The sequence below is a fragment of the Massilia sp. genome (assembly GCF_031995545.1).
Lineage (GTDB): Bacteria > Pseudomonadota > Gammaproteobacteria > Burkholderiales > Burkholderiaceae_D > Telluria.
On record NZ_DAMAGA010000002.1, the window covers coordinates 224,363 to 249,924 of the forward strand.

Here is a 25,562-nt window from a genome sequence, read left to right on the forward strand (position 1 = left end):
ACGGCCGGGAAATCTGGCGGCCGCGAGGTGCGCGTGGCAGTGCGCGGCGGGCAAGGCCGGCGCCGATCGCGGCGGTCGGGTCCCAGCGCCAGAGCGCATGCGGCGGACATGGCCACCGCATGCGATCAATCGCCGGCTCCCACGGTCAGCGCATGACCATGGGATTGTCGCGCGCCGCTTCGATCAGCGCGCCCTCCAGCAGCGACACCTCGTCTTGCGTGAACGACAGCAGCGCATCCTTGTCGCCCTCCTGCAGGTAGACCTGCTTGATCATGGCGGCCCCGCGCCGCCGAAGCGGATGGGCGGCGCTGGGACGCAGCACCGAGGTGCGCAGGCTGTCCGCCAGCGCGCGCGCCTCGCCCGGACTGCGGCTGTCGATCAGGTCCTGCAGCTGCGCCAGCTTGTGGCCGAGGCTGTCGCTCACGTGACCGGCCTCGCTGCCCTCGCGTGCCGGGTCGCGCTCGTGCTGGCGGCGTGCATCGTGCGCAGGCCTGCCATGCGCCATGCCATGATCGGATCCGGACATACCCGGCGCGACACCGTCGCTCGCATCCGGCCGCGCCTTCTCCGGTCGTGGCACGTCCGCGCCCGGCAAGCCATGCCGTACCGGATCATGCTTCAGCGTGCCCGGTCGGCCGGACTCGTCCGCTGCCGCGCCGGCCACTCCGGCGCGGTCCTTCCCCCACCCTTCCGCCTCCTGCAGGCGCTCGCGCAATTCCGCGACCTGCTCGCGCAGGCGGCGCGCGGCCTCGGCTTCGCCCTGCTGGCCGAGCGTCGACGCCAGCCGCAGCTGCATATTGAGCGTCTCCGGATGCCCCGCCCCCAGATGCCGTTCGCGCGTGCGCGCCAGCGATTCCTGGATGCTGCGCACCGCCGCCAGGTCGCCCTGCGCGGCCAGGATCTCGGCCAGTGCCTCGCGTGCGCCGAGGGTGCCGGCGGCGTCCGGCCCGTCATGCCGCTCGCGGGCGCGCAGCACTGCTTCCAGCATGCGCCGCGCATTGCCGAGTTCGCCCGTCTCACCAAGCAATAGCGCCAGCCGCTGGCCGCAGCGCAGCGTGTCCTGGTGTTCGCTGCCCTGCTGCTGCCGGCGGCCATCGAGTACGCGTTCGTAGACGATGCGCGCGCGCGTGTATTCGTGCTGCTGCACCAGGCTCTGGGCCAGGTCTTCGAGGCAGCCGAGGGTCGCCAGGTGATCGTCGCCCAGCGCGCGCTCGCAGGCCGCCACCACCTGCTCGTGCAGGGCCAGCGCGCGCTCGCCCTCGCCCAGGCCGGCCAGCGCACGCGCCAGTTGCGAGCGTGCGGCCAGCGTCTCGGGGTCGTCAGTGCCGGCACTGCGGGCACAGGACTGGACCAGCAGGTCATACTGGCGGCGCGCATCGTGCAGGCTGCCGCTTTCCAGCAGCAGTCCAGCCAGTGCGGCGCGCGCGGCGCGCGTCGCGCCATGGTCTTCGCCGAGGCAGCGTTCGCGCAGCGCCAGGCTCTCCTCGAAGCAGGCGCGCGCCTCGTCGCGCCGCCGTTCACGCCGGCACAGGGAACCGAGACGCGCCAGCACGTCGGCCAATGTACCGGACGCGGCCTGCGCATCCGGCGCTGCGATATGTGCCTGCGCCTCTGCCTGCGCCTGTGCCTGCGCCAGCGCCGCGCGCAGGCGGATTTCTTCGAGCGACTGCCACGGGAAGTGCCCCGGCGCCAGCCACTCGCCCAGTTGCGCGGCAAAGCGCGCCAGCGCGCGCCGGTCGCCACCCGTGCCGGCGGTGGACACGGCATCGGCCAGCGCCAGCTGCACCTCGTCGAAATAACTGTCGAGGTTGACACGCGACCAGCCGTAGCACGAGCGCAGCAGCGCTTCCAGGCGCGGCTGGTAGCCGGGCGTGCCGTTGCGCGCATCGCCGCGGCGCCAGCGTCCGTGCGGATCGCTGCGCGCGCCGTCGACGCTGCAGGCCAGCGGATACACCATCAGCGGCCGCTGTTCGTCCTCGTGCGTGCAGCGGTAGTCGATCGCGCGCCGCACCACCCCTTCGAACCCCTCCAGGCTGCCGGGGGCCGGCGTGAACAGGCCGGCCAGGCGGTCGGGCAGCAGCGTCGAGCAGACCGTGACGGTGGGCGAGCGTCCGGCGCCGGTGGCGACCAGCACATGGCGGAAGTGCTGCGACAGGCGCGCCGCGAAGCGCCGGAACAAGGCCGGACAGGCGTCGAACAGCGCTTCCCAGTCGAGCTGACCGGTGCGGTCGGCATAGCTGCCGTCGAAGCGGCCGGCCCGCATCAGGTACAGCGGGCGGCGGCCGTCGGCGCGTTCGATGTGGGCCTGCCAGGCGGCGGCATCGATCACGCGATCGGCCAGTTGGTCGGACTGCCCCGCCGATCCGCGCAGCTGCGCGCGGCAGGCTTCGAAGAATTCGAGCAGGCCGGCGCGCGGCGTACCGGTGCCGGGATCGGAATCCGCGTCGGCGTCGGCATCGGCCTCGGCGCCCCAGTCGTCTTCGGCGGGCAGCGCGAAATGGCGGTGTAGCGCGGGCGCTTCCAGGTCCCAGTCGAGCACCAGCACCGGCGCGCCGGCGTCGAGGCCGGCCAGGTGCAGCGCCAGCGCCGCCAGCGCGGCGTTGCGCGCGGCGCCTCCTTCGTAGGCATAGAATGTCGTCACCTCGCCGGGCTCGGCCAGCGGCTGGAATGCAATGCGGTTATGGTCCATGTGGCTCCTCAATTTTTTGGGAAAGTCAGATCTGGAACGTCGCGCCATTCGGGTGGGACAGCGGGCAGCACGAATTGGTTGCAATCATGGTCGGGCGGCGTGTGTTTTTTCTGGCAGGCGTAATGCGTGGCGATGCGCTTGACCATCTTGTCGATGTCGGGCAGGAAGTCGGGATTCGACTTCAGGTCGGCGGTGGCCATGGTGTAGTGCGAGAAGTCGACATAGAACGTGGACTCGGAAATCTGGCGCGGCAGCGATTCGGGGTGGCGCGTCATGATCACCGGGATCACCAGGCGGCTGGGCAGCACGTACCACTTGCTGCGCTCGGCTTCGAGCAGCTGCATGGCGGCGTATTCGCGCCGGGTATAGGCGTGGGCTTCGTACTTGGGCGTGTAGATCAGGATCATGCACACGCTCTCGCACATGGCACGTGCGATCTTGCGATCGAGGTCGTCCCCACCGCCGAGCTGCTCGGTGTCGACGAAGAGCTCGTCTTCGTTGTCGAAATAGGGTTCGAGATAGCAGCGCAGCGCGTCCGCCAGGCTGGACTTGAATCGCCGCATGAGCTCGTGCCGCCCATGCGCGTAACTGAAGAAACAACCGTAACGTATCGCCATGCTGGTCCCCGGTCCGCGGCGCTCCAGGCGCTCGCAACGTCATGACTCTAGCGCGCCGACCTCACCGAGCTTTGCGGATGGACAAGCGGACACGGGCCTTCCGCGCAATGCGGAAGGCCCCCGTTCTCATAGGAATTGTGTGGTGGAATTAATGCTCGAGGCCGCTGTCGGAACGGCGCCCGAGCCGCCGCGGATCAGGCCGCGTCCTGGTCGTCCCGGTCGTCCTGATCGGCCGGCTGGGCGGGACCGTCACGGAAGAACCGGATCACGTCTTCCTGCACCCGGGTGCGCTTGAACGACGGCAGGCTTTGCCAGATGCGGCGGCCATACGGCTTGGTGATCAGGCGCGGGTCGCAGATCATCAGCACGCCGCGATCCTCGACGTCGCGGATCAGGCGGCCGGCGCCCTGCTTGAGCGTGATGATCGCTTCCGGCAATTGATGGTGCATGAAGCCGTTCAGGCCCTGCTTTTCCATCACCTCGATGCGCGCCGCCAGCACCGGGTCGTCCGGCGGCGCGAACGGCAGCTTGTCGATGATCACCAGCGACAGCGCATCGCCGCGCACGTCGACGCCTTCCCAGAAACTCTGGCTGCCGACCAGCACTGCATTGCCGGCGTTGCGGAACGAATCGAGCAATTCGGTGCGGCCGCGCTCGCCCTGCACGAACAGCGGGAAGTCCCAGCCGCGCTCGGCGAACTCGGCGCGCAGGCGCTCGGCCACCTTGTTCACCGCGCGAATGGTGGTGCACAGGAAGAAGGTGCGCCCGCCCGCGGCCTCGATCACCGGCAGCGCGCAATCGACCACGGCGTCGGTGTACACCGCGGCCTGCGGTTCCGGCAGGCCGGTCGGCACGTACAGGATGCCCTGGTTCTCGTAATCGAACGGGCTGGGCCAGGTCTTGGCCGGCTCGCCGGTCAGGCCCAGCTGATCCGAGAAATGCTTGAAGTCGTTCTTCACCGCCAGCGTGGCCGAGGTGAAGATCCAGCTGCGCGGCGTGCCTTCGCGCTGGCTGGCGAAGATCGGCGCGATCGACAGCGGCGTCTTGTGCAGCTGCAGCGAAGACGCGAACGCCTCGGCCCACAGCACGGCCTGCTCCGATGCCTTGGCCTTCGGGTCCAGGCGCCAAGCCTCGAAGGCGGCGGCCAGCTCGATCGCGCGCACGCGGCAGGCCTCGACCGTCTCGGCGCGCGCGGCGTTTTCTTCGAGCACCGTGATCATGCCCGAGAGCTCGTCCTTGAGCTTTTCCAGGGCCGGGAAGAACTGCGAAGTCGGCATGATCTGCGGCAGCGACAGGCGCAGGTTGCCGTCGCCGAAGCTCAGGCGCAGGTCGCGCGCGGCCTTCTCGACCACGGTCACCACCTTGGCCCAGTCCGGACCGCCGCGCGCATGCGCCAGGCCCTCGGCCAGCACGTCGCGGCACAGTTCCAGCACCTGCGAGGTCGACACCGACTGGCCGAAGAACAGGGTCGCGGTGTCGGGCAGCTGGTGCGCCTCGTCGAAGATGATGGTGTTGGCCGACGGCAGCAGCTCGGCCACGCCGGTATCCTTCAGCGCCACGTCGGCGAAGAACAGGTGGTGGTTGACCACCACCACATCGGCCTGCTGTGCTTCACGGCGCGCCTTCATCACGAAGCAGTCCTGGTAGTACTGGCACTCGGCGCCCATGCAGGTGTCGCGGGTCGAGGTCACCAGGTTCCAGACAGTGGCGCTTTCCGGCACCTTGGCCAGCTCGGCCTTGTCGCCGGAACTGGTCATCTTGATGAAGCGGGAAATTTCGCGCAGGTGGCCGACGTCGTCGCGCGAAGTCAGGCGTCCGTTCTGCAGCGTGCGTTCGAGGTGGAAATGGCAGACGTAGTTCGAGCGGCCTTTCAGCAGCGCCACCGAGACCGGCGCGCGCAAGGCGGCGCGCACGGTCGGGATATCGCGCAGGAACAATTGATCCTGCAAGTTCTTGGTCCCGGTCGAGACGATGGTCTTGCCGCCCCACAGCAGCGCGGGAACGAGATAGGCGAAGGTCTTGCCCGTGCCCGTGCCGGCCTCGGCCATGAGCACTTGCTGGTCGGCGATGGCCTGGGCGACAGCCTTGGCCATCTCGGTCTGCGAGCGGCGCGGCTTGAAGGTGCCGACGGCGGGCGCGAGCGGACCGCCGGCGCCGAACAGGCGGTCGACGTCGGCGTCGTACTTGCCGGCCGGCGCGCTGGACGCATCAGGCGCGCCGGTCTCGTCCGTCGTCGCGGGAACGATGACGGGCACGGCGGACTGTTCGGCCGGGCCGGAGCCGGGCAGAGGATCGGGTAGATGGTCGGTCAAAATCGTGTTCTGTTGGGCCTGGATGAAGCGCGTCAGGCCGGGATGTCGGGGACCAGCTGCATCTTGAGCAGCGTAATATGGTCTTTGAGCTGTAGTTTACGCTTTTTCAGCCGGCGCAGTTGAAGCTGGTCAGCATGACCGTCGGCCGTGAGCAGCGAGATGACGGCGTCGAGGTCGCGGTGCTCCACATCGAGTTCGATAATACGGCGCTGGATGTCCTGGACGTCGGTCATGATTACTGTTCCAAACAGTGTTAAGCGAAAGTGGAATGCGGCGGGCGGGGCCGGCTGGATGGGCGAAAACATTAGCGCGCTGGCAACTTGGCTTGCAAGGCGGCGGCTTCTCGGTGCATAGTTTAATGCAGGCAGAGGTTGCCGCCAACAAAGAATGGCGTAAGCGCTACGGAAAACACGGATTTATGACTGCATACAAGATCGAAGCGGGAACCGCGCAACACATCGGCAATCGCCCCCAGCAGAACGACCGCGCCGCCCTGTTCACCGGCGCCCGCGCACCCGGCTATGTGCTGGCGGTGCTGTCGGACGGCATCACCGGCGCCGCCGGGGCCGACCAGGTGCTGCATACGGCGCGCCAGGTCTTCGACGAATTCAAGCCGGGCGACGGGGCCGACAGCGAGCGCCTGGCGCGCCTGCTGCACGAGATCATCAGCGAGACCCACACGGTGATCAAGATGAACGCGATCGCCAGCAAGACCGAGATCCAGGCCAGCTTCGTCGGACTGGTGCTCAGCCCGCATGGCGAAGCGGTGTGGGCGCACGTCGGCGATTCGCGCCTGTACCGCTTCGAGGACGGCGCCTGCGCGCTGCGCACCGGCGACGCGGCGTACGTCGAGCACCTGATCCTGAGCGACCGCCTGCCGCCGGACGCGGCGCGCAACCACCGCCGCTCCAAGCTGCTGCTCAATGCGCTGGGCAATAGCCGCAAAGAGCCGTTCGTAACCACCGGCAGCCATACCGGCCTCAAGGCGGGCGACAGCTTCCTGCTGTGTTCGGATGGGCTGTGGCACTTCTTCACCGATGCCGAACTGGGCGGCGTGATCGCGCGTTCGACGCCACGCCAGGCCTCGGAAAAACTGATCGAGAAAGCCGCCGAGCGCTCGCAAAGCAAAGGCGGCAATTGCACCATGGCGATCGTGAAGCTGGTGAAACCGGCCCAGGACGGCTCGTTCGCCGGCCCGGGCCGCTAGGGTTCGCTTATTCCCCGGACGTCGGCGCCGGTGCCGGCGCTGCAGTCCCGTTCGCCTTGGCGGCTTCTTGCGCCGCACGGCGTGCCGCCTTGGCCTCACGCTCGGCAACGCGGCGCGCCACTTCCTTCTGGCGCTCTTCCGACTTGCGCTTGCGCTCTTCATACGCGGCGACATTGGCCGCGCGCTTGGCCGCATCGTCCTCCGACCGCGCCGCATTCTCCTGGGCGCGCCCCTTGCTGCGCGACTGGGTCGTGGCGCGTGGCGGCGGCGTCGGCTCGACCTGCTTGGTGGCCGGCGGGTTGGCGGCCAGTTCCGCTTCTTCCTTTTGATAGGCCGCTTCGGCCTCGGCCATCGCGCGGTCGCGTTCCTCGACCTTGCTGCGGCGCAGGTAGCGCTCGGCCTCGATCTCGATCGCGCGCTGGGCCAGCAGCGCCACGCGGCGCCGTTCATTCGCCTGGTCCAGGCAGCGGTTGACGAAGAATTTGTCGTAGCACACTGCCTGGCGATCGGCGAAGCGCGCTTCGATGGCGGCGCGCTCGGCGGCGACGGCGGCCAGGCGCCCTTCGGCCTGGGCGACGGACGTGCTCGGTTCGGCCGGCGCTTCGGTGGCGGTCTGGTCGACGGTCGAGCAGGCGGCCAGCAGCGCCGCCAGGCATACGCCGGCCAACAGGCGCAGCGTCGGGTGGTAGTTCATGGTGGTCCTTTCGGTCAGGCGATGGCGTCGGCCGCGCCGCGCCGTTCTGCGAGCATGTATTCGCGCGACTGCATCTCGATGATACGCGATACGGTGCGGTGGAATTCGTTTGCCAGCTGACCTTGCGTGTACAGCTCTTCCGGCTCGACCGCGGCCGACATGATCAGCTTGACCTTGTGGTCGTAGAACACGTCGATCAGCCAGGTGAAGCGGCGCGCTTCCGACGACTGGCCGGCCGACATCGCCGGGATGCCGGACAGGATCACGGTGTGGAACTGGTGCGCCAGTTCCAGGTAGTCGTTCTGCGAGCGCGGGCCGCCGCACAGGGTAGCGAAGTCGAACCAGATCACGCCGCCGGCGCGGCGCAGTGCGCGGATCTCGCGTTTTTCGATGTGCACGACCGGCGCCTCGTCGGCGGTATCGGCCACTTTGGCGTAGGCGTCGCGCAGGGCTTTGTCGGATGCAGCGTCGAGCGGCATGTAATAGGCCTCGACCTGTTCCATGGCGCGCTTGCGGTAGTCGTTGCCGGCGTCGACGTTCAGGATGTCGAGCTTGTCCTGCAGCAGCGCGATGGTCGGCAGCATGCGGTCGCGGTGCAGCCCGTCCGGATACAGCGTCGACGGCTCGTAGTTCGACGTCATCACGAAGCTGACGCCGTTATCGAACAGGGCCTTGAGCAGGTTGTACAGGATCATCGCGTCGGCGATGTCCGAGACGTGGAATTCGTCGAAGCAGATCAGGCGGTATTTCTTGGCGATGCGCTTGGCGACTTCGTCGAGCGGATCGGCCACGCCTTTCAGCTCGTCCAGTTGGCCGTGCACGGCGCGCATGAATTCGTGGAAGTGCAGGCGCGTCTTGCGCACCACCGGCACCACCGAATAGAACGAATCCATCAGGAACGATTTGCCGCGCCCCACCCCGCCCCACATGTACACGCCCTTCGGCACGTCGGGACGGTTGATCAGGCGCTTGAAAGCGGACGACCGCTGGGCCTTGTAGTCGACCCAGTCGTCGTACGCCTGTTGCAGGCGGTCCACCGCCATCTGCTGCGCAGGGTCGGACTGGAAGCCGCGCTCTTTCAGCGCGTGCTGGTAGTACTCTTGAACATTCATAGACGGCGCGATGCAAAAAAGACGTGGGGTGGACGGGGACGCGCGTCCCCGTCCACCCCACGATTGAACGACTTAGAAGTTAAGCGAACGCTTGTCCACCGCCAGCGCGGCTTCCTTGGTCGCTTCCGACAGCGACGGGTGCGCGTGGCAGATGCGGGCGATGTCTTCCGACGACGCCTTGAACTCCATCGCGACCACGGCTTCCGAAATCAGCTCGGACGCCATCGGGCCGACGATGTGCACGCCCAGGATTTCGTCGGTGGTGGCATCGGCCAGGAACTTGACCATGCCCGAGGTGTCGCCCAGCGCGCGCGCACGGCCGTTGGCCATGAACGGGAAGGTGCCGGCCTTGTACTGCACGCCTTCTGCCTTCAGCTGCTGCTCGGTCTTGCCGACCCATGCGATTTCCGGCGAGGTGTAGATGACCCAAGGGATGGTGTTGAAGTTGACGTGGCCGTGCTGGCCGGCGATGCGCTCGGCAACCGCAACGCCCTCTTCTTCCGCCTTGTGCGCCAGCATCGGGCCGCGCACGACGTCGCCCACTGCCCACACGCCCGGCAGGCTGGTGCGGCATTCGTCATCCACCACCACGAAGCCGCGCTCGTCGACCTGCAGGCCCACGGTTTCCACGCCCAGGCCGATCGTATTCGGCACGCGGCCGATCGAGACGATCAGGCGATCGAACTCGGCGGTTTGCGCCGCGCCGGTGCTGTCGGCATATTCCACCGTGACGCTGTTGGCGTTCTTGGTGATGGCGCCGATCTTGCAGCCCAGGTTGATCTTCAGACCTTGCTTGGTGAACAGCTTGTGCGCTTCCTTGGCGATCTGCTCGTCAACCGCGCCCAGGAAGGTCGGCAGACCTTCCAGGACGGTGACGTCGGCGCCGACACGGCGCCACACGCTGCCCATTTCCAGGCCGATGACGCCGGCGCCGATCACGCCCAGCTTCGACGGCACCGCGTCGATCGCCAGTGCACCGGTGTTCGACAGGATCAGTTTCTCGTCGAACTCAGCACCCGGCAGTTGACGCGCGTTGGAACCGGTCGCGACGACCACGTTCTTGGCGGTGATGGTGTCCGTGGTCGGGCCCGACACATTGATGGTGTAGCCCGCATCGCCCTCAGCCTTGCCGGCGAACGCGCCGCGGCCGTGGAAGAAGGTGACCTTGTTCTTCTTGAACAGGAACAGGATGCCGTCGTTGTTCTGCTTGACGATGGTGTCCTTGCGCTTGAGCATGGTGCCCAGGTCGAGTTCCAGACCCGAGACCTTGATGCCGTGGTCGGCGAAGGCGTGGCCGGCGTGCTCGAAGTGTTCCGACGATTGCAGCAGTGCTTTCGACGGGATGCAGCCGACGTTGGTGCAGGTGCCGCCCGGAGCAGGCTTGCCGGCAGCGTTGCTCCACTCGTCGATACAGGCGGTCTTGAAGCCCAGCTGGGCCGCGCGGATGGCGGCGATGTAGCCGCCAGGACCGCCGCCGATCACGACGACGTCAAATTGTTTATCGCTCATTACTAATTCCTTTTTATTCTTCCGGAATGAATACCCACAGCAGCAGGTATATCAGGACGCCGAAGCCGAAGGTCAGCACGAACAGCACGAAGATCAGGCGCCAGACCCAGGATTCGAGTCCATAGGTGCGCGCCAGGCCGCCGCACACGCCGCCCAGCCAGCGATCCAGCCGCGAGCGGCGCAGGCCGCTCAACAGGTCGTCGCGATGGGTGGCGAACGAGGTCGAATCGCGCGCCACGTGCTCCTTGCTCAGGCTCACGGTGGCAGCGCCGGACAGGATGCGGGCCTTGGCCTGCTCGAATTCGGCGTCCGACAGCGCGCCGGCCTGGTGCAGCTCGTGCAGCCGCTTGATTTCGTCTGACAGCATGTCATTCTCCGGCAAACAGCAGCTGGAGCGGCCTGTGCCGCGCCAGCTTGTTTATAGGCTCACCTGTGAGGATTACAGGTCCAGCAGCAGGCGGGCCGGATCTTCCAGCGCGTCCTTCATCGCGACCAGGCCCAGCACGGCTTCGCGGCCGTCGATGATGCGGTGGTCGTACGACATGGCCAGGTAGTTCATCGGACGGATCACGATCTGGCCGTTTTCGACCACGGCGCGGTCCTTGGTCGCGTGCACGCCCAGGATTGCCGACTGTGGCGGGTTGATGATCGGGGTCGACAGCATCGAACCGAACACGCCGCCGTTCGAGATCGAGAAGGTACCGCCCGACAGATCGTCCAGGGTCAGCTTGCCGTCCTTGGCTTTCTGGCCGAATTCACCGATCTTCTTCTCGATTTCGGCGATCGACATCTGGTCGGCGTTGCGCAGGATCGGCACCACCAGGCCACGTGGCGAACCGACAGCGATACCGATGTCGAAGTAGCCGTGATAGATGATGTCGTTGCCGTCGACCGAGGCGTTCAGGATCGGGTACTTCTTCAGGGCGGCCACGGCTGCCTTGACGAAGAACGACATGAAGCCCAGCTTGACGCCGTGTTCTTTCTCGAACTTGTCCTTGTACTTGTTACGCAGTTCCATGACCGGAGCCATGTTCACTTCGTTGAAGGTGGTCAGGATGGCGTTGGTCGATTGCGATTGCAGCAGGCGCTCGGCGATACGGGCGCGCAGGCGGGTCATCGGTACGCGCTCTTCCGGACGCTCGCCCAGGTTGGCCGGTGCCGGTGCGGCGACTTGCTGCAGCGGTGCTTTCGCAGGTGCGGCGGCCGGTGCAGGAGCAGCTGGCTTGTTGGCGACGGCGTTCAGGGCATCGCCCTTGGTCACGCGGCCATCGCGGCCCGAGCCTTCGATACCCGAGGCGTTCATGTTGTTGTCGGCCAGGATCTTGGCAGCGGCAGGCATGGCGACGCCGGCTTTCGACTGGTCGGCCGACGGTGCTGCGGCAGCGGCGCTCGGTGCGGATTCGATCGGCGCGTTCGGCGCAGCCGACGGGATCGCTTTCACTGGCAGCGGGCTGGTCTGGGCCGAGGCTTCGGTATCGATGATGGCGATGACTTCATTGGCGACGACGGTGGCGCCGTCGGCCTTCAGCAGTTGCACGATCACGCCGGCGCTTGGGGCCGGCAGTTCCAGGACCACCTTGTCGGTCTCGATGTCGATCATGTTCTCGTCGCGCGAAATGGATTCGCCGACTTTCTTGTGCCACGACAGCAGGGTTGCTTCTGCGACCGATTCCGACAGGACGGGGACCTTGACTTCGATTTGTGCCATGTATAACTCCGATGTTGTATTCGAGTATTTATTCTGTGCAAAAAGCCCCACGCCTACGCAGACGTGGGGCCGGTGCCATTACTTCGTCAGGATGAAACCCTTGAGTTTCGAGAACGCGGTGTCCAGCAGTTCCTTCTGCTGCGCCACGTGCTTGTCGGCATAACCGACCGCCGGCGATGCCGACGCTGCACGGCCGGCATACGCCAGGCGCTGGCCATCTTCCAGGCCTTCGAAGATGTTGTGCTGGATCTGGAACCATGGACCCTGGTTCTGCGGCTCGTCCTGGACCCACACTACTTCGGTCGCGTTCGGGAACTTCTTCAGTTCGGCGGCGAACGACTTGTGCGGGAACGGATACATCTGCTCCATGCGGATGATCGCGGTGTCGCTGGCGTTGCGGGTCTTGCGCGAGTTGACCAGGTCATAGTAGACCTTGCCCGAGCAGACCAGCACGCGCTTGACCTTGCCTGCGTCGATCTTGTCGTCGCACTCGCCGATGACGGTCTGGAAGCCGCCCTTGGCCAGGTCGCCCAGTGCCGAGCCGGCATCCTTGTTGCGCAGCAGCGACTTCGGCGTGAAGATCACCAGTGGCTTACGGAACTGGCGCACCATCTGGCGGCGCAGCAGGTGGAAGATCTGCGCGGCCGTGGTTGGCTGCACGACTTGCATGTTGTTGTCGGCGCACAGTTGCAGGAAGCGCTCGATACGGGCCGACGAGTGCTCCGGACCCTGGCCTTCGTAGCCGTGCGGCAGCATCATGACCAGGCCCGAGGCGCGGCCCCACTTCACTTCGCCGGAAGCGATGAATTGGTCGATGACCACTTGCGCGCCGTTCACGAAGTCGCCGAACTGGGCTTCCCAGATCGTCAGCGTGTTCGGTTCGGCGGTCGAGAAACCGTACTCGAAGCCGAGCACCGCTTCTTCGGACAGCACCGAGTCGATCACGGTGAAGTCGGCCTGGTTGTCCGAGACATTCGCCAGCGGCAGGTAGATGCCCTGGTCCCAGCGTTCGCGGTTCTGGTCGTGCAACACGGCGTGGCGGTGCACGAAGGTGCCGCGACCGGCATCCTGGCCCGACAGGCGGATCGCGTAGCCCGACGACAGCAGCGACGCGAAGGCCAGGTGTTCGCCCATGCCCCAGTCCAGGTTCATCTCGCCGCGGCCCATGGTGGCGCGGTCGGCCAGCACTTTTTCGACCAGCGAGTGCGGCTTGAAACCTTCAGGCACCTTGGTGATGCGTTCGGCCAGGCGCTTCAGTTCGGTCAGCGGCACGGCGGTGTCGGCGGCATCGGTCCACTTCTTGTTCAGGAACGGCGCCCAGTCGACGGCGTACTTGTTCTTGAAGTTGGTCAGCACAGGGTCGACCGTGTGCTTGCCGGCGTCCATCGCGTCGCGGAAGGCAGCGACCAGCTTGTCGCCCTCGTCCGCCGGGATGGTGTTCTGCGCGGCCAGCTTTTCCGAGTACAGCTTGCGCGTGCCCGGGTGCTTGGCGATCTTCTTGTACATCAGCGGCTGGGTCAGCGCAGGGGTGTCCTGCTCGTTGTGGCCCAGTTTGCGGTAGCAGATGATGTCGACCACGACGTCCTTGCCGAATTCGGCGCGGTAGTCGAGTGCGATCTGGCTGGCCAGCACGACGGCTTCAGGATCGTCGGCGTTCACGTGCAGCACCGGCGCTTCGATCATCTTGACCACGTCCGAGCAGTACAGCGTCGAACGGGCGTCGCGCGGATCCGAAGTGGTGAAGCCGATCTGGTTGTTGATGACGATGTGCACGGTACCGCCGGTACCGTAGCCGCGGGTCTGGGCCAGGTTCAGGGTTTCCATGACCACGCCCTGGCCGGCGAATGCGGCGTCGCCGTGCACCAGGATCGGCAGCACTTCCTTGCCCTTGCGGTCGCCGCGACGCATCATGCGCGCCTTGACCGAACCTTCGACGACCGGGTTGACGATCTCGAGGTGGGACGGGTTGAAGGCGAGGGACAGGTGGACCGGACCGCCCGGGGTCGAGATATCGCTCGAGAAGCCCTGGTGGTACTTGACGTCGCCGGCCGGCAGGTCGTCGGCGTGCTTGCCTTCGAATTCTTCGAACAGGTCGGCCGGGCTCTTGCCCAGGGTGTTGACCAGCACGTTCAGGCGGCCGCGGTGGGCCATGCCGATCACGATTTCCTGGATGCCTTTTTCACCGGCACGCTGGATCACTTCGTCGATCGAGGCGATGAACGATTCGCCGCCTTCCAGCGAGAAGCGCTTGGCGCCGACGTACTTGGTGTGCAGGTAGCGTTCCAGGCCTTCGGCCGCGGTCAGGCGCTCGAGGATGTGCTTTTTCTTTTCGGCGCTGAAGGTCGGGGTCGAGCGGATCGACTCCAGGCGATCTTGCAGCCAACGCTTTTCGGTCGGGTCGCTGATGTACATGAACTCTGCACCGATCGAACGGGTGTAGGTGTCACGCAGCATGTTCAGGATGTCGCGCAGCGGCGCGGTTTCCTGACCGAAGTAGGTGTTGCTGATGTTGAAGACGGTGTCCATGTCGGCTTCGGTGAAGCCGTAGAACGCCGGATCGAGTTCCGGCAGAGGCGGACGTTCCTGGCGCTGCAGCGGGTCCAGGTTGGCCCAGCGCGAACCGAGGTAGCGGTAGGCGGCGGTGATTTGGGTGACGGCGACGCGTTTGCGGCCCAGTTCGGAGTCGGCGGAAGCGACCACGGTACGGATCGGGCCCTGCTTGGCGCGTTCCGCGAACGAAGCGACGACCGACGAGTGAACCACATCGGGGCGGCTCGAGCCGTCGACTGCCGGCACGTGCTGCATCTGGTCGAAGTAGGCGCGCCAGTTTTCGGGCACCGACGTCGGATTGTCCAGATAGGCTTCGTACAACTCTTCCACGTACGGCGCATTACCGCCGAACAGGTACGAGTTGGCGTTATATTGTTGCATCATTCTTGCTCACCTTTCTTTTCGCGCTTCGCGAGGTTGGGGCGGGTTGTTTAACCTTCCGCGACACGGCCTGACCGGTTAGCGGATTGCACTTCAAGACATCAAGTTGTGGGGGAAGGACTGTTCAAGACCAAAATCGTGTGCAAAATCCTGCCAATTTGCGCTGAGTATTGTAACGCATCATTTCATGCAGGGCAGGTCATCAAAAGAGAAATTATTTATTTCAAAATGTGAATAAGACCACGCTGCGTACGTGGAATTTCGTACCGACGAGTTGACCGTGTAAATGATAATCGTTATCATTTACTGATGGATTCTTCCCTGCCCTCCGCTGCCGTTTCGACTGCTCAGCCTGCTGCTTCGGCCGCTGCTTCGGCCGCGTCTCCAGGCACGCTGCCGGGCGCCCGGCGCGCCATCTGGCTCAAGCAGCTGCACACCTGGCACTGGATCAGCTCGGCGATCTGCCTGATGGCCATGCTGCTGTTCAGCTTTACCGGCCTGACCCTGAACAACGCCACGCTGATCGAAGCCAAGCCCGAAGTCACGCGCCAGAAAGCCTCGCTGCCCGAGCCGCTGCGGGTCCAGCTGCACGCCTGGGCCGAGGAACATGCCGACGCCGAAGTGCCGCTGCCGAGCGAGCTGGCGGACTGGACCAACCGCACCTTCCCGGTCGACGTGCGCGGCAAGCGCGCCGAATGGACCCCTGACGACGCCTACATCGCCCTGCCCCGCCCCGGCGGCGACGCCTGGCTGCGCATCGCGGTCGACGGCGGCGCCGAATACGAGGCTACCTCCCGCGGCTGGATCTCGTGGCTGAACGACATGCACAAGGGCCGCAACACCGGCGCCGCCTGGAGCTGGTTCATCGATTTCTTCGCCATCGCCTGCCTGGTGTTCTGCATCACCGGTTTCCTGATCCTGAAGTACCACGCCGCCAAGCGGCCGTCGACCTGGCCCGTGGTCGGGTTCGGCATCGTGCTGCCGGCCGTGCTGGCGCTGCTGTTTGTCCATTGATTTCAACAACCTGAGAGAAGACCAAGAATGAAATTGTCCAACGCCCTATCCCGCTCGCTCGTCCTTACCCTGCCGCTGGCCTCCAGCTGGGCCATGGCGGCCGACCTGTCGGTGAAGTTCGACCTGCCGCAGCTGAACGTGGCCGAATACCACAAGCCCTACGTCGCGATCTGGATCGAGCGCGCCGACCAGAGCGTGGCCTCCAACCTGGCCCTGCTGTACGACGTCAAGAAGAAGGACAACGCAGGCGAGAAATGGGTCAAGGACCTGCGCACCTGGTGGCGCAAGGCCGGCCGCGAAGCCACCCTGCCGATCGACGGCGTCAGCGGCGCCACCCGCGCCGCCGGCAGCCACACGATGAACTTCAATGCCGCCCGCAATGGCCTGGATAAACTGCCGGCCGGCGAATACAAGCTGGTGGTGGAAGCGGCGCGCGAAGCCGGCGGACGCGAACTGGTCAAGGTGCCGTTCAACTGGGCCGGCAAGGGCAAGCTGGCGGCCAATGCCGCCGGCAAGGAAGAACTGGGCGCGGTATCGCTGCAGATCCAATAACAGAACAACAGGAGACCACCATGCAACCACGTTCCATGAAATTCATCGCCCTCGGCCTGGCCCTGGCCGGCCTGTCCCTGTCGGCGCAAGCCCACCGCGGCTGGCTGCTGCCGAGCAACTCGATGGTCGAGGCCAAGGAAGCCTGGGTCACGCTCGACGGCGCGATCTCGGAAGGCCTGTTCGAGTTCCACCACGTGCCGCTGCGCCTGGACGGCTTGACGATCACCGATCCGGACGGCGTCACCACCCAGGCCACCGGCGCCGTGCTCGGCAAATACCGCAGCACCATCGACGTGCGCCTGCCGAAGGACGGCACCTATCGCCTGGCGATCGTCAACAAAAATGTGTTCGGCAGCTACAAGCTGAACGGCGAAACCAAGCGCTTCCGCGGCGTCGAAGGCAGCCCGGGCGCGCAGATCCCGGCCGGCGCCACTGATGTGGAAACCAGCACCACCCACGCGCGCCTGGAAACCTTTGTCTCGGCCAACAGCACCAGCGAAGGGGCGCTGAAGCCGAGCGGCACCGGCCTGGAGCTGGTGCCGGTGACCAATCCGACCGACCTGCGTGCGGGCGAGCCGATCCGCTTCCGCTTCCAGCTCGACGGCAAGCCACTGGCCAATTTCCCGTTCAGTATGGTGCCGGGCGGCGTCAAGTACCGCGGCACGCTGGGCGAACTGCGCTTCACCACCGATGCCAAGGGCGAGGCCAGCTTCACGGTGCCGAGCGCGAACATGTACTGGCTCAGCGCCAAATACCCGTACGAAGCGGCCCAGGGCCGTCCGCAACCGGGTGCGCGCCGCTACAGCTACGCCGCCACGCTCGAAGTGCTGCCGCAGTAAGGTGCACACAAGATGCGCGACGTGATCGTTCCTCTGCTGGTCGACGAGGCCTTGCCGCCGGGCGGCAGTACCTTGTTCACGGCAAGCGGGCGCAGCATGGGCACCGGCTGGTCGGCGCGCATGATGCTACCGCCCGGCGCCGATGGCGCCGCGCTCGGGCGTGCGCTGCAGGCCGAGCTGGACGAGATCGTCGCGCAGATGAGCCACTGGGACAGCGATTCGCTGCTCTCGCGCTATAACAAGGCGCCGGCCGGCAGCTGGCATGCGCTGCCACCGCAGTTTTATGAGGTGGCCGCGTACGCGCTCGGCATGGCCGACGACACCGGCGGCGCCTACGATCCGGCCGCCGGCGAACTGGTGCGGCTGTGGGGCTTCGGGCCGACAGCCCGCTACGATCAGGCCGGCTTCCAGGCACCCGACGCCGCACGCATCGATGCCCTGCTCGCGCGCCGCAGCGAGCGCCAGCCGCAACTGGACCATATCCACTGCCGCCTGCTGCAGCCGGGCGGCGCCAGCCTGGATTTTTCGTCAAGCGCCAAAGGCTACGCGGTCGACCGCATGGCTGCCTGTCTCGAAGCGCGCAGCGTGCGCCACTTCGTGGTCGAAGCCGGCGGCGAGCTGCGCGGCGCCGGGGTCAAGGACAATGGCGAGCCGTGGTGGGTCGAGATCGAAGCCGTGCCGGGCGCCACTGGCAACCAGGTGGTGGTCGCCCTGCACGGGCTGGCGGTTGCCACCTCGGGCGACTACCGCCAGTATTTCCAGCACGGCGAACGGCGCGCGGCGCACACGCTCGATCCGCGCAGCGGCCGGCCGGTCGCCAATGACGTCGCTTCGGTGACGGTGCTGGCGTCCACCTGCATGGCGGCCGACGCGCTGTCGACCGCGCTCACCGTGATGGGCCCGCAGGAAGGCATCGTCTTCGCCGACGCGCGCGGCATCGCGGCGCGCTTCCTGGTGCGTGGGGCAAGCGGCCTGAACGAAACCGTGTCGGCCGCCTGGCGCAACCTGCTGCAATGATGCTGACCATCGATCCTCTGCGCTGGGGCGGCGCGCTGGCCCTGTCCGGCGCCTGGCTGGCCATGTGCCTGAACATCTGGCGCGTGCGCCTGGCGCAGGCGCGCACGGCGCACGCGCATGCCGACTGGCTGGTGGTGCATGCCTCCCAGACCGGCAGCGCCGAATTCCTGGCCGAACGCACCGCCGCCACCCTGGCGCTGGGCGGCCTGAATGCGCGCGCCGCCTGCATGTCGACGCTCGACGCGGCTACCTTGCAGGCCAGCCCGCGCATCCTGTTCATTTGCAGCACCTACGGCGAAGGCGACGCCCCCGACACCGGCGCCCGTTTCGCCGGCGAGACCATGGGCGCCCTGCCCGACCTGTCGCACCTGCACTATGCGGTGCTGGCACTGGGCGACGCCACCTATGCCAGCTACTGCGGTTTCGGCCGCGCACTCGACGCCTGGCTGGGCGCACGCGGCGCCACGCCGCTGTTCGAGCGGATCGACGTCGACCGCGGCGCACCAACGGCGCTGGCCGAATGGCAGCACCACGTCGGTCGCCTGGCCGGCACCAGCGACGCGCCCGACTGGGAAGCGCCCGCCTACGGCGAATGGCGCATCGTCCGGCGCGAGCTGATGAATCCGGGCAGCCTCGGCGCGCCCTTGTACCGGCTGGCGCTGGTGCCGTCGTCCGGCATCCTGCCGGTATGGGAAGCGGGCGACCTGGCCCAGGTCAGCCCGCCGGTCGACCCGGAGCATCCGCGCGAATACTCGATCGCCTCGCTGCCGGAAGAAGGCAGCCTGGGTCTGATGGTGCGCCTGCAGCGGCGCGCGGACGGTTCGCCCGGCGTGGCTTCCGGCTGGCTGTGCAGCGATGCGCAGGAAGGCGACACGATCCGGCTGCGGGTGCGCGCCCATGCGCGCTTCCGGCTGGGAGGCAATGCGCGCCGGCCACTGATCGCGATCGGCAACGGCAGCGGCCTGGCCGGGCTGCGCGCGCTGCTCAAGGCGCGCATCGATGCGGGCGAGCGGCGCAACTGGCTGCTGTTCGGCGAGCGCAATGCCGAACACGATTTCCTGTGCCGCGACGAGCTGCAGACGTGGCAGGATGGAAGTAAGCTCGAGCGGCTCGACCTTGCCTTCTCGCGCGATGGCGGCGAAGCGCGCTACGTCCAGCACTTGCTGCTTGCGCAGGGCGAGGTACTGCGGCGCTGGGTGGCCGAGGGCGCGGCGATCTATGTCTGCGGCAGCCTGCAGGGCATGGCCGGCGGCGTGCACGAGGCTTTACAGACGCTGCTCGGCGCCGACGTGGTCGAGCGCCTGATGGAAGACGGACGCTACCGGCGCGACGTCTATTGAGCGCACGGCTGCGCACGTCGGCTTGCCATCTCGGCAATAAGCCTCTACATTCGCGGCAACACTCTTTGTAGCCATTGACCGGAAACCATGTACGCACTGTCGCTCGCGCTGTCGATCCTGACCTTCTTTACCGCCTGGCTGATGCTGCCGGTGCTGATCCTGCCGCCGCTCGCGTTCTACGTCGGTTACAAGGCATACAAGGCGCGCCGGCGCCAACCGGGGCCTTACAGCCTGGCAGGCAAACTGCTGTCGATCTTCCCGATGGCATTCGCCGTCGCCACCTTCGTACTGCTGTTCTACATGATTAACATCGGCTATAACGCCTGACTACGAGGCCTGGCCGAAGCGCAGCCGGTACCAGCCGATCCCGAGCAGCTCGTACACCGCATACCACGAGCGGCGCATGCCTTCCGCGCTCGGCAGCCAGGCGCGCAGGCCCCTGGCCTGGTCGCTGAAGAACATGGTCGGCGCATCGACCACCTCGAGTCCGGCGCGTTCGAACACGGACCTGGCGCGCGCCATGTGCATCGCATCGGTCACCAGCAGCACGCGCTTGACGCCATCCTTGCGCAGCAGCGCCGCGCTGTAGCTCGCGTTCTCCCCCGTATCGCGCGAATTCCCCTCGACCCATTGCACCGGCACGCCGAAATCCTCGCGCAGTGCCGTCGCCATCGCATCGGCCTTGGTGTACGCACGGTCCTCGGGCTTGGGATCGGCGCCGCTGGAACCGTTGCCGCCGCTGACCAGCAGCGGCAGCCCGGTACGCCGCTGCAGGTGGGCCGCGTAGCGCAGCCGCGCCAGGGCGATGTAGTCGGGAATGTCGCGTTCGCCGTATTCGGGCGCATCCTGCAGCCGTCCCGCAGCCAGTACCACGATTGCCTGCGCGCCCGCGCTTTCCGGCGCCAGCAGCGGCGTCGTCATCCGTTCCAGCGGCCTGACCAAGAAGCCGGCGCCGGCATTGCTGGACAGGATCGCCAGCGCCGCCAGTCCGGTGCCGGCGACGACACGCCCGGCGCGCGGAAAGGGGCGCCACAGCACCAGGCCGATGACGATCACGAAGAACAGACTGGTGGGAGGAAGAATCAGATCGCGGGGAATGGCGTTGAGCAGATTGAGCACGGGTTCGCTGGTAATGAAAGGCATCGCGGGATGCGGGCGCCCTGAGTAGACCGTAAGGAATATGATGACGTCAAGAAGCTTTTCAAAATGATAGGCACAAGAGCAAGACAGCCGGTTACGGTGGTGTCAGGATTCGATCGATGCCACCGGCCGCCGACAAGGAGCACATAATGAAGTCATCGATACCCGTCATCCTGTTCGCCCTGCTGGCCTGCGCCGGCAGCACCGCCGGCGCCAAGCAGGCCCGTGTCATCATCGAATGCAGCGTCAGCCACGACGATTGCATCAAGAAATCCACCAAGCGCGAGGCGCCGGTACTGCCGCCCGACCAGCCCGGCGTGGCGGAAATGGGACCGATGGCCGGTCCGATGGTGGCGGCGCCACCATCGCTGGCGGCGCACGCGATGCCTCCCGGGCCTTCCGCACCGGCCACGTCCGTCATTGCGCCCGAGATTCCCGCAGCCGCGCACGCCGCCTGCGCCAGGCGCAAGAACGGCAGCAAGATGACCGTGAAAGTCGGGGCGGAGCAAACCCTGACCGGTACATGCAAGAAGGAAGACGGCAAGATGCGCTTCAAGATGCGCAACTTCCAGAACAACAGCTGAGCCAAAGCGCTGCGCGCCGGTGGGCGACGGCGCACGCTTGAAACTCGCAAAGTTGGCAAAGTGATTACAATGCACTGACCAGCTTCATGCCTGCGGAGGGCATATGTTCGACCTCGATCTTGATTGGTGGGAATTAGTCGCACGCGGCGCGATCGTCTATCTGGCGCTGCTGGCCATGATGCGCTTGTCCGGCCGGCGCACGGTCGGCCAGTTCACGCCGTTCGACCTGCTGGTGGTGATGCTGCTGTCCGAAGCGGTGTCGAATTCGATGACCGGTGGCGACGAATCGCTGTTCGGCGGCCTGATCATCGCGGCGACGCTGGTGTCGCTGACGGTGCTGTTCGCTTTCCTGACCTCGCGCAGCAAGAAGCTGGAACAGATCATCGAAGGCAGTCCGGTGCTGATCGGACGCGACGGCGTCTTTTTCGACAATGTGCTGAAAAGCTGCCGCCTGTCCCAGAGCGACGTCGAGGAAGCCTTGCGCGAAGCCGATTGCCCGCGCCCCGACATGAAATGCGCCTTCCTGGAGGCGGACGGCCGCATCAGCATCATGCGCAATCCGTCGTAAAAACCGTACAGCGCCGCGGGCGTTTCGCCGACCTTCCCTAATTGAACTGACGAGATTTCTCGTCGGCTTTTGAACGCCCGTACCGTGTGGGCGGCCGCTTCTTGCTGTGCTAATTTTTTGGGCGGCGCTTCCGGCCGGAAGCGCGATTGGAATCCTTTCCTAATCAGGAGGTATGCCATGAAGAAAGCCCACACTCTGCCCAGGATAGCTGCGATCGTCCTGGCGGCGGCGACCCTGTTCGGCGCCACGGCGAGCCAGGCCGTACCGGTCACCTACCGCGCCGTGGCGAGCGGCCCCGGCGAAGACATCCCCAACGGTTCGCCAGGCTCGAGCGTCACGACGTTCGAGATCGACGACATGATCCTGCGCGCCGAGGTGCCGTTCCGCGACCTCAGCAGCCCGACCATCAGCGCCCACATCCACTGCTGTACGACGGATGCGTTCCGCGGCGTGGCGCAGATCGCGGTGGCCCTCGCCGACTTTCCGCTGGCGGTGCGCGCCGGGGAGTACAGCCGCACCTTCGACCTGGGCGACGCCGCGATCTACGATCCGGCCTTCCTGGCTGCCTACGGCGGCACGCCGCAACTGGCCAGCGGCGCGCTGATCGATGCCTTCAACGCCAACCAGGCCTACATCAACATCCACACCGAGCGCTATCCCGGTGGGGAGATCCGCGGCTTCGCCGTGGCCGCCCCGATCCCGGAACCGGCCACGTGGGGCATGCTGGGACTGGGCCTGGGAGTGCTGGCGTTGTACGGGCGGCGCCGGATCACGCCGCAGGTATAACGGCCTCGCGTTGCGCCAGCAGCCTGCCCCAGGCCGGGACCGCCGCCCGCCAGAATTCAAGGCGCGTCGCTCCCGGCCCGAGGGCGGGATTCAGTTCAAGTCCCAGCGCGCCTGCCGCCGCCAGCAGCGCGGCCACGGCCGCCGGTTCGTCATCCGCCGTCACTGCCAGCGCGCCGGTCTGCTTCGACAGCTTCTCTCCATTCGCATTGCGCACCACCGGCACGTGCAGGTAGCGCGGCGTCGGCGCCCCGAGCAGGCGCTGCAGAAAGATCTGGCGCGGCGTCGAGTCAAGCAGGTCGGCCCCGCGCACCACGTCGGTCACGCCCTGCTCCCAGTCGTCCACCACCACCGCCAGCTGATAGGCCCAGAAGCCGTCGGCGCGCTTCAGGACGAAGTCGCCCGAGTCGCTTGTCAAGTGCTGGGTATTGCTGCCGGCGAAGCGGTCGATGAAGGTAATCTCATCCTGGCCCGCTTCGGGCACGCGCACGCGCAGGCTGCGCATGCTGCGGCCCGGCCCCAGGCCGTGGCGGCAGGTGCCGGGATAGATGGCAGCGCCGTCAGGCGCGAAGCCGAGGCGCGAATCGGCGATCTCGCGCCGGTTGCAGCCGCAGGGATAGGTGTCTTGGGCGATGCGTTCGGCGGCGGCCTGGTACAGCTGCTTGCGCCGGCTCTGCCAAACGATCTCGCCGTCGGCGTGCATGCCGAGCGCGTCGAGCAGCGCCAGAATGCCCTCGGCCGCGCCCGCTACAGTGCGGCCCTCATCGATGTCCTCGATGCGCACCAGCCAGGTGCCGTCGTGGTACTTGGCGTCGAGATAGCTGGCCACCGCGGCCACCAGCGAGCCGGCGTGCAGCGGGCCGGTCGGGGATGGCGCGAAGCGACCGATGTAGGGGGTGGAACGGGGTGAAGTCACTTGCGGAAGATATCGTTGTTGCGGGTGAGCGGCTACCTTAGCATACGCGGTGAGCGCCGGCGGCCACCGGCGCCCGGGCGCGATCAGATGGTGAGCCGCCTCCTGATCGGCAGGATTACTTCTTCGCCTTTTTTTCGTGCTCGGCGATGATGCCGGTCACCTGCTCGACCACATCGTTCGGCACCGCGACCGCCAGCTGGTAGTGGACGATTTCAAAGCCGGTTTTGGTCTTGCGGATCACGCCGCTCGCCACGCACGGGCCCAGGTTTTCGGTATGCAGCTGCTCGTCGAACCAGATCAGCGACTTGTCCGGGGTCGAGTAGACGTTGCGTTTGGTGGCCCTGAAGGTCCAGGCTTTCTTGGCGTCGAAATAGGGCTTCGACCATTTGCGGAATTCGTCGCGGGTCCAGACTTCGGTGCGGTCGGTGCCGATATACACGCCGTCCTTGGCGATCTTGTCGAAGTAGCTCATGCGCGTGTTGGCGGCGTCCTGGTGCCAGCCGTCGAGGAAGGCATTGACGTCGCGCGTCAGGGTGGCATCGGTCGCGGCATGCGCGGTACCCAGCATGCTGAGGAACAGGAAACAGGCGGTCAGGAAGCGCTTCACGAAAGTCCTTTCGGTTGAATGGTTGACCGGATATTGTACACACGGAAATGTGTTGAATCGTGCAATCCACTGGGACAGTCGATGCCAGTGTATATTTGCCAATATCGTCATGATGAGGCTGTGCGATGAATCGTTTCCGGCTGGGCTCGTTTCGTAGTGTGGTACTGCGCCCGGTAGCTGGCGCGTTAATCCTGGCGCAAGCCAATGTGCTTGCGCAGGAACTGCCTGCCTCCCCTGCCGCCGACCTGCAGCAGGCCGTGCGCGAGCGCCCGCTGGAGCAAGCGGTACGCAGCGCCCTGCCCGACCTCGCACAAGAGGCCACGAAATCCGAGGCCTCGCTGCAGGGAAAAGAAACCGCGCTCAGCGGGGACAGCTACAGAGCATTTGCCCGTGAGTTTGCAGAAGCGAAAGTGCCGTATTGCCTGCACCGCGACGGCCTCAAGCGCCAACCGACCGGCATCGGACCCTTCGTCATCGGCGGCTATCTGGCCCTGCCCTTCATCTTTGTCGCACGGGCGCGTGCCAAATGTCTGTTCTGATCGCACAGGCTTGCAAAGAATCTCGCTTACATCCGCCGCATGAAATGCGCGTGTTCAGCCAGGCGATGAACGCCTGGCCCCTTACCCGGGGTCAGATCCGAAATACCCGGGGTCAGATCCGAAAAGTTGACACGAGCTTAGCAGTAATCCAGGCCGATTTTAATCACGCACTAATGTTCAGTTCGTGTCTACTTTTCGGACCTGACCCCGATTTTGGCCCTAATGTTCAGTTCGTGTCTACTTTTCGGACCTGACCCCGATTTTTGACCCCGATTTTGCTGACCTCGCTTGTGCGGCGGCTCAGCGATGCAGCTCGCCAGCCCGCTCCGGCTGGTAGTCGATGTCGAGCACGTTCGCCTCGAAGGTACCGCCATCGGGACGCTGCCAGGTGATGCTGTCTCCGATGCGCAGGCCCAGCAGGGCCGTGCCGACCGGTGTCAGCACCGACAGTTGCTGGTCGCTGTCGTGCATGTCCTTCGGATAGCTCAGGGTCATCGTGACCGTTTCGCTCGATCCGCTGAAGGCAAAGCGCACGCGCGAGTTCATCGTGACCACGTCGGACGGCATTTCCCATGGCTCGACCATGTCGGCGCGGTCGAGTTCGCCCATTAGCGCGTCGCGCGCATTGGCCTGGGCGGCGGGCAGGCGGTCGAGGATGCGTTCCAGGCGGTCGAGGTCGAGCCAGGATACGGTGATCGAAGGTTTCATTGTGTTCTCCACGGTGTGGCCGGATGACGGCCAGTGACTTGAAGCCGGCGGCTTGGCCGGCGCGACGGTGCGATGGAGGTGGCTCGGGAGGACGGGCAGGCGACTGCGCGCCCGTGGTTCCTCACCGAGCCCGCGAAAGCCGGGCGCAGTGACGAACGATGAGGTGTGCCGCTCGG

Annotated in this window: 25 protein-coding genes; 11 read left to right on the plus strand and 14 right to left on the minus strand. The window is 66.1% G+C overall.

What is annotated here, in order from left to right; genetic code table 11:
- Positions 1 to 145: 145 nt before the first annotated feature.
- The 4 genes from RTQ83_RS02900 to RTQ83_RS02915 form a co-directional block, all read right to left on the minus strand.
- Complete coding sequence (locus RTQ83_RS02900) at positions 146 to 2,689, minus strand: tetratricopeptide repeat protein (RefSeq protein ID WP_312511125.1); 2,544 nt, start codon at positions 2,687 to 2,689, stop codon at positions 146 to 148.
- A gap of 8 nt (positions 2,690 to 2,697) precedes the next feature.
- Positions 2,698 to 3,306 (minus strand): toll/interleukin-1 receptor domain-containing protein, encoded by a 609-nt coding sequence (locus RTQ83_RS02905; protein ID WP_312511126.1) that lies wholly within the window; start codon positions 3,304 to 3,306, stop codon positions 2,698 to 2,700.
- Positions 3,307 to 3,500: 194 nt separating this feature from the next.
- Complete coding sequence (locus RTQ83_RS02910) at positions 3,501 to 5,561, minus strand: ATP-dependent DNA helicase (RefSeq protein ID WP_409456074.1); 2,061 nt, start codon at positions 5,559 to 5,561, stop codon at positions 3,501 to 3,503.
- Between the two features lie 89 nt (positions 5,562 to 5,650).
- The gene (locus RTQ83_RS02915; RefSeq protein ID WP_005666222.1) at positions 5,651 to 5,851 is read right to left on the minus strand and encodes a YdcH family protein; all 201 of its coding nucleotides are present in this window, start codon (positions 5,849 to 5,851) and stop codon (positions 5,651 to 5,653) included.
- A gap of 185 nt (positions 5,852 to 6,036) precedes the next feature.
- Here RTQ83_RS02915 and RTQ83_RS02920 point away from each other — a divergent pair, with 185 nt between their 5' ends.
- Entirely contained in the window at positions 6,037 to 6,825 is a 789-nt protein-coding gene (locus RTQ83_RS02920; protein WP_312511127.1) for a serine/threonine-protein phosphatase, read from the plus strand.
- 7 nt (positions 6,826 to 6,832) lie between these two features.
- Here RTQ83_RS02920 and RTQ83_RS02925 read toward each other — a convergent pair whose 3' ends face one another.
- The 6 genes from RTQ83_RS02925 to RTQ83_RS02950 all read right to left on the minus strand — a co-directional run bounded on the left by RTQ83_RS02925 (position 6,833) and on the right by RTQ83_RS02950 (position 14,782).
- Entirely contained in the window at positions 6,833 to 7,519 is a 687-nt protein-coding gene (locus tag RTQ83_RS02925) for a hypothetical protein (RefSeq protein ID WP_312511128.1), read from the minus strand.
- A gap of 14 nt (positions 7,520 to 7,533) precedes the next feature.
- Complete coding sequence (zapE, locus tag RTQ83_RS02930; RefSeq protein ID WP_312511129.1) at positions 7,534 to 8,631, minus strand: cell division protein ZapE; 1,098 nt, start codon at positions 8,629 to 8,631, stop codon at positions 7,534 to 7,536.
- Positions 8,632 to 8,703: 72 nt separating this feature from the next.
- Positions 8,704 to 10,140 carry a dihydrolipoyl dehydrogenase gene (lpdA, locus tag RTQ83_RS02935; RefSeq protein WP_312511131.1) on the minus strand — a complete coding sequence of 479 codons (1,437 nt, stop codon included), beginning with the start codon at positions 10,138 to 10,140 and terminating at the stop codon, positions 8,704 to 8,706.
- Positions 10,141 to 10,153: 13 nt separating this feature from the next.
- Positions 10,154 to 10,507 carry a PspC domain-containing protein gene (locus tag RTQ83_RS02940; protein ID WP_312511132.1) on the minus strand — a complete coding sequence of 118 codons (354 nt, stop codon included), beginning with the start codon at positions 10,505 to 10,507 and terminating at the stop codon, positions 10,154 to 10,156.
- 72 nt (positions 10,508 to 10,579) lie between these two features.
- Positions 10,580 to 11,848, minus strand: coding sequence for a 2-oxoglutarate dehydrogenase complex dihydrolipoyllysine-residue succinyltransferase (gene odhB / locus RTQ83_RS02945; RefSeq protein ID WP_312511134.1), 1,269 nt, complete (start codon positions 11,846 to 11,848; stop codon positions 10,580 to 10,582).
- Between the two features lie 78 nt (positions 11,849 to 11,926).
- Positions 11,927 to 14,782, minus strand: a complete 2,856-nt coding sequence (locus RTQ83_RS02950; protein WP_312511135.1) for a 2-oxoglutarate dehydrogenase E1 component — start codon at positions 14,780 to 14,782, stop codon at positions 11,927 to 11,929.
- Between the two features lie 306 nt (positions 14,783 to 15,088).
- On the opposite strand from RTQ83_RS02950, the gene RTQ83_RS02955 reads away from it, so the two are divergent.
- From RTQ83_RS02955 to RTQ83_RS02980, 6 genes are all read left to right on the plus strand, one after another.
- On the plus strand, positions 15,089 to 15,793 hold the full coding sequence (locus tag RTQ83_RS02955; RefSeq protein ID WP_312511136.1) for a PepSY-associated TM helix domain-containing protein: 705 nt from the start codon (positions 15,089 to 15,091) through the stop codon (positions 15,791 to 15,793).
- Between the two features lie 27 nt (positions 15,794 to 15,820).
- On the plus strand, positions 15,821 to 16,345 hold the full coding sequence (locus tag RTQ83_RS02960) for a DUF2271 domain-containing protein (protein ID WP_312511137.1): 525 nt from the start codon (positions 15,821 to 15,823) through the stop codon (positions 16,343 to 16,345).
- 20 nt (positions 16,346 to 16,365) lie between these two features.
- A complete protein-coding gene (locus RTQ83_RS02965) occupies positions 16,366 to 17,184 on the plus strand; it encodes a DUF4198 domain-containing protein (RefSeq protein WP_312511138.1) in 819 nt (272 codons plus the stop codon).
- Positions 17,185 to 17,196: 12 nt separating this feature from the next.
- Positions 17,197 to 18,201: an FAD:protein FMN transferase gene (locus tag RTQ83_RS02970; RefSeq protein WP_312511139.1), complete on the plus strand. Its 1,005-nt coding sequence runs from the start codon at positions 17,197 to 17,199 to the stop codon at positions 18,199 to 18,201.
- Positions 18,198 to 19,541 (plus strand): sulfite reductase subunit alpha, encoded by a 1,344-nt coding sequence (locus RTQ83_RS02975; RefSeq protein ID WP_312511140.1) that lies wholly within the window; start codon positions 18,198 to 18,200, stop codon positions 19,539 to 19,541. Before RTQ83_RS02970 ends, RTQ83_RS02975 begins: the two co-directional genes overlap by 4 nt.
- A gap of 87 nt (positions 19,542 to 19,628) precedes the next feature.
- The gene (locus RTQ83_RS02980) at positions 19,629 to 19,868 is read left to right on the plus strand and encodes a hypothetical protein (RefSeq protein ID WP_312511141.1); all 240 of its coding nucleotides are present in this window, start codon (positions 19,629 to 19,631) and stop codon (positions 19,866 to 19,868) included.
- On the opposite strand, the gene RTQ83_RS02985 is transcribed toward RTQ83_RS02980, so the two are convergent.
- Complete coding sequence (locus tag RTQ83_RS02985) at positions 19,869 to 20,684, minus strand: YdcF family protein (RefSeq protein WP_312511142.1); 816 nt, start codon at positions 20,682 to 20,684, stop codon at positions 19,869 to 19,871.
- A gap of 146 nt (positions 20,685 to 20,830) precedes the next feature.
- On the opposite strand from RTQ83_RS02985, the gene RTQ83_RS02990 reads away from it, so the two are divergent.
- The 3 genes from RTQ83_RS02990 (at position 20,831) to RTQ83_RS03000 (ending at position 22,619) form a co-directional block, all read left to right on the plus strand.
- Entirely contained in the window at positions 20,831 to 21,265 is a 435-nt protein-coding gene (locus RTQ83_RS02990; protein WP_312511143.1) for a hypothetical protein, read from the plus strand.
- 103 nt (positions 21,266 to 21,368) lie between these two features.
- Positions 21,369 to 21,833 carry a DUF421 domain-containing protein gene (locus tag RTQ83_RS02995; protein WP_312511145.1) on the plus strand — a complete coding sequence of 155 codons (465 nt, stop codon included), beginning with the start codon at positions 21,369 to 21,371 and terminating at the stop codon, positions 21,831 to 21,833.
- Between the two features lie 177 nt (positions 21,834 to 22,010).
- Positions 22,011 to 22,619: a CHRD domain-containing protein gene (locus RTQ83_RS03000; protein ID WP_312511146.1), complete on the plus strand. Its 609-nt coding sequence runs from the start codon at positions 22,011 to 22,013 to the stop codon at positions 22,617 to 22,619.
- Here the strand turns inward: RTQ83_RS03000 and gluQRS are convergent.
- Together gluQRS and RTQ83_RS03010 are read right to left on the minus strand one after the other, a co-directional pair.
- Entirely contained in the window at positions 22,603 to 23,532 is a 930-nt protein-coding gene (gene gluQRS / locus RTQ83_RS03005; protein ID WP_312511148.1) for a tRNA glutamyl-Q(34) synthetase GluQRS, read from the minus strand. The two genes, RTQ83_RS03000 and gluQRS, sit on opposite strands and share 17 nt — an antisense overlap.
- 115 nt (positions 23,533 to 23,647) lie before the next feature.
- Positions 23,648 to 24,139 carry a nuclear transport factor 2 family protein gene (locus RTQ83_RS03010; RefSeq protein ID WP_312511150.1) on the minus strand — a complete coding sequence of 164 codons (492 nt, stop codon included), beginning with the start codon at positions 24,137 to 24,139 and terminating at the stop codon, positions 23,648 to 23,650.
- A 125-nt stretch (positions 24,140 to 24,264) separates the two neighbouring features.
- On the opposite strand from RTQ83_RS03010, the gene RTQ83_RS03015 reads away from it, so the two are divergent.
- Positions 24,265 to 24,678: a hypothetical protein gene (locus tag RTQ83_RS03015; protein WP_312511151.1), complete on the plus strand. Its 414-nt coding sequence runs from the start codon at positions 24,265 to 24,267 to the stop codon at positions 24,676 to 24,678.
- Positions 24,679 to 24,978: 300 nt separating this feature from the next.
- Here RTQ83_RS03015 and rnk read toward each other — a convergent pair whose 3' ends face one another.
- The gene (rnk, locus tag RTQ83_RS03020; protein ID WP_312511152.1) at positions 24,979 to 25,386 is read right to left on the minus strand and encodes a nucleoside diphosphate kinase regulator; all 408 of its coding nucleotides are present in this window, start codon (positions 25,384 to 25,386) and stop codon (positions 24,979 to 24,981) included.
- Positions 25,387 to 25,562: the final 176 nt, after the last annotated feature.

Coding starts and splice junctions, on each gene's coding strand:
- RTQ83_RS02900 (WP_312511125.1), bottom strand. CDS start 2,689: ATGGACCATAACCGCATTGCATTCCAGCCGCTGGCCGAGCCCGGCGAG.
- RTQ83_RS02905 (WP_312511126.1), bottom strand. CDS start 3,306: ATGGCGATACGTTACGGTTGTTTCTTCAGTTACGCGCATGGGCGGCAC.
- RTQ83_RS02915 (WP_005666222.1), bottom strand. CDS start 5,851: ATGACCGACGTCCAGGACATCCAGCGCCGTATTATCGAACTCGATGTG.
- RTQ83_RS02920 (WP_312511127.1), top strand. CDS start 6,037: ATGACTGCATACAAGATCGAAGCGGGAACCGCGCAACACATCGGCAAT.
- RTQ83_RS02925 (WP_312511128.1), bottom strand. CDS start 7,519: ATGAACTACCACCCGACGCTGCGCCTGTTGGCCGGCGTATGCCTGGCG.
- zapE (WP_312511129.1), bottom strand. CDS start 8,631: ATGAATGTTCAAGAGTACTACCAGCACGCGCTGAAAGAGCGCGGCTTC.
- lpdA (WP_312511131.1), bottom strand. CDS start 10,140: ATGAGCGATAAACAATTTGACGTCGTCGTGATCGGCGGCGGTCCTGGC.
- RTQ83_RS02940 (WP_312511132.1), bottom strand. CDS start 10,507: ATGCTGTCAGACGAAATCAAGCGGCTGCACGAGCTGCACCAGGCCGGC.
- odhB (WP_312511134.1), bottom strand. CDS start 11,848: ATGGCACAAATCGAAGTCAAGGTCCCCGTCCTGTCGGAATCGGTCGCA.
- RTQ83_RS02950 (WP_312511135.1), bottom strand. CDS start 14,782: ATGATGCAACAATATAACGCCAACTCGTACCTGTTCGGCGGTAATGCG.
- RTQ83_RS02955 (WP_312511136.1), top strand. CDS start 15,089: ATGGATTCTTCCCTGCCCTCCGCTGCCGTTTCGACTGCTCAGCCTGCT.
- RTQ83_RS02960 (WP_312511137.1), top strand. CDS start 15,821: ATGAAATTGTCCAACGCCCTATCCCGCTCGCTCGTCCTTACCCTGCCG.
- RTQ83_RS02965 (WP_312511138.1), top strand. CDS start 16,366: ATGCAACCACGTTCCATGAAATTCATCGCCCTCGGCCTGGCCCTGGCC.
- RTQ83_RS02970 (WP_312511139.1), top strand. CDS start 17,197: ATGCGCGACGTGATCGTTCCTCTGCTGGTCGACGAGGCCTTGCCGCCG.
- RTQ83_RS02975 (WP_312511140.1), top strand. CDS start 18,198: ATGATGCTGACCATCGATCCTCTGCGCTGGGGCGGCGCGCTGGCCCTG.
- RTQ83_RS02980 (WP_312511141.1), top strand. CDS start 19,629: ATGTACGCACTGTCGCTCGCGCTGTCGATCCTGACCTTCTTTACCGCC.
- RTQ83_RS02985 (WP_312511142.1), bottom strand. CDS start 20,684: ATGCCTTTCATTACCAGCGAACCCGTGCTCAATCTGCTCAACGCCATT.
- RTQ83_RS02990 (WP_312511143.1), top strand. CDS start 20,831: ATGAAGTCATCGATACCCGTCATCCTGTTCGCCCTGCTGGCCTGCGCC.
- RTQ83_RS02995 (WP_312511145.1), top strand. CDS start 21,369: ATGTTCGACCTCGATCTTGATTGGTGGGAATTAGTCGCACGCGGCGCG.
- RTQ83_RS03000 (WP_312511146.1), top strand. CDS start 22,011: ATGAAGAAAGCCCACACTCTGCCCAGGATAGCTGCGATCGTCCTGGCG.
- RTQ83_RS03015 (WP_312511151.1), top strand. CDS start 24,265: ATGAATCGTTTCCGGCTGGGCTCGTTTCGTAGTGTGGTACTGCGCCCG.
- rnk (WP_312511152.1), bottom strand. CDS start 25,386: ATGAAACCTTCGATCACCGTATCCTGGCTCGACCTCGACCGCCTGGAA.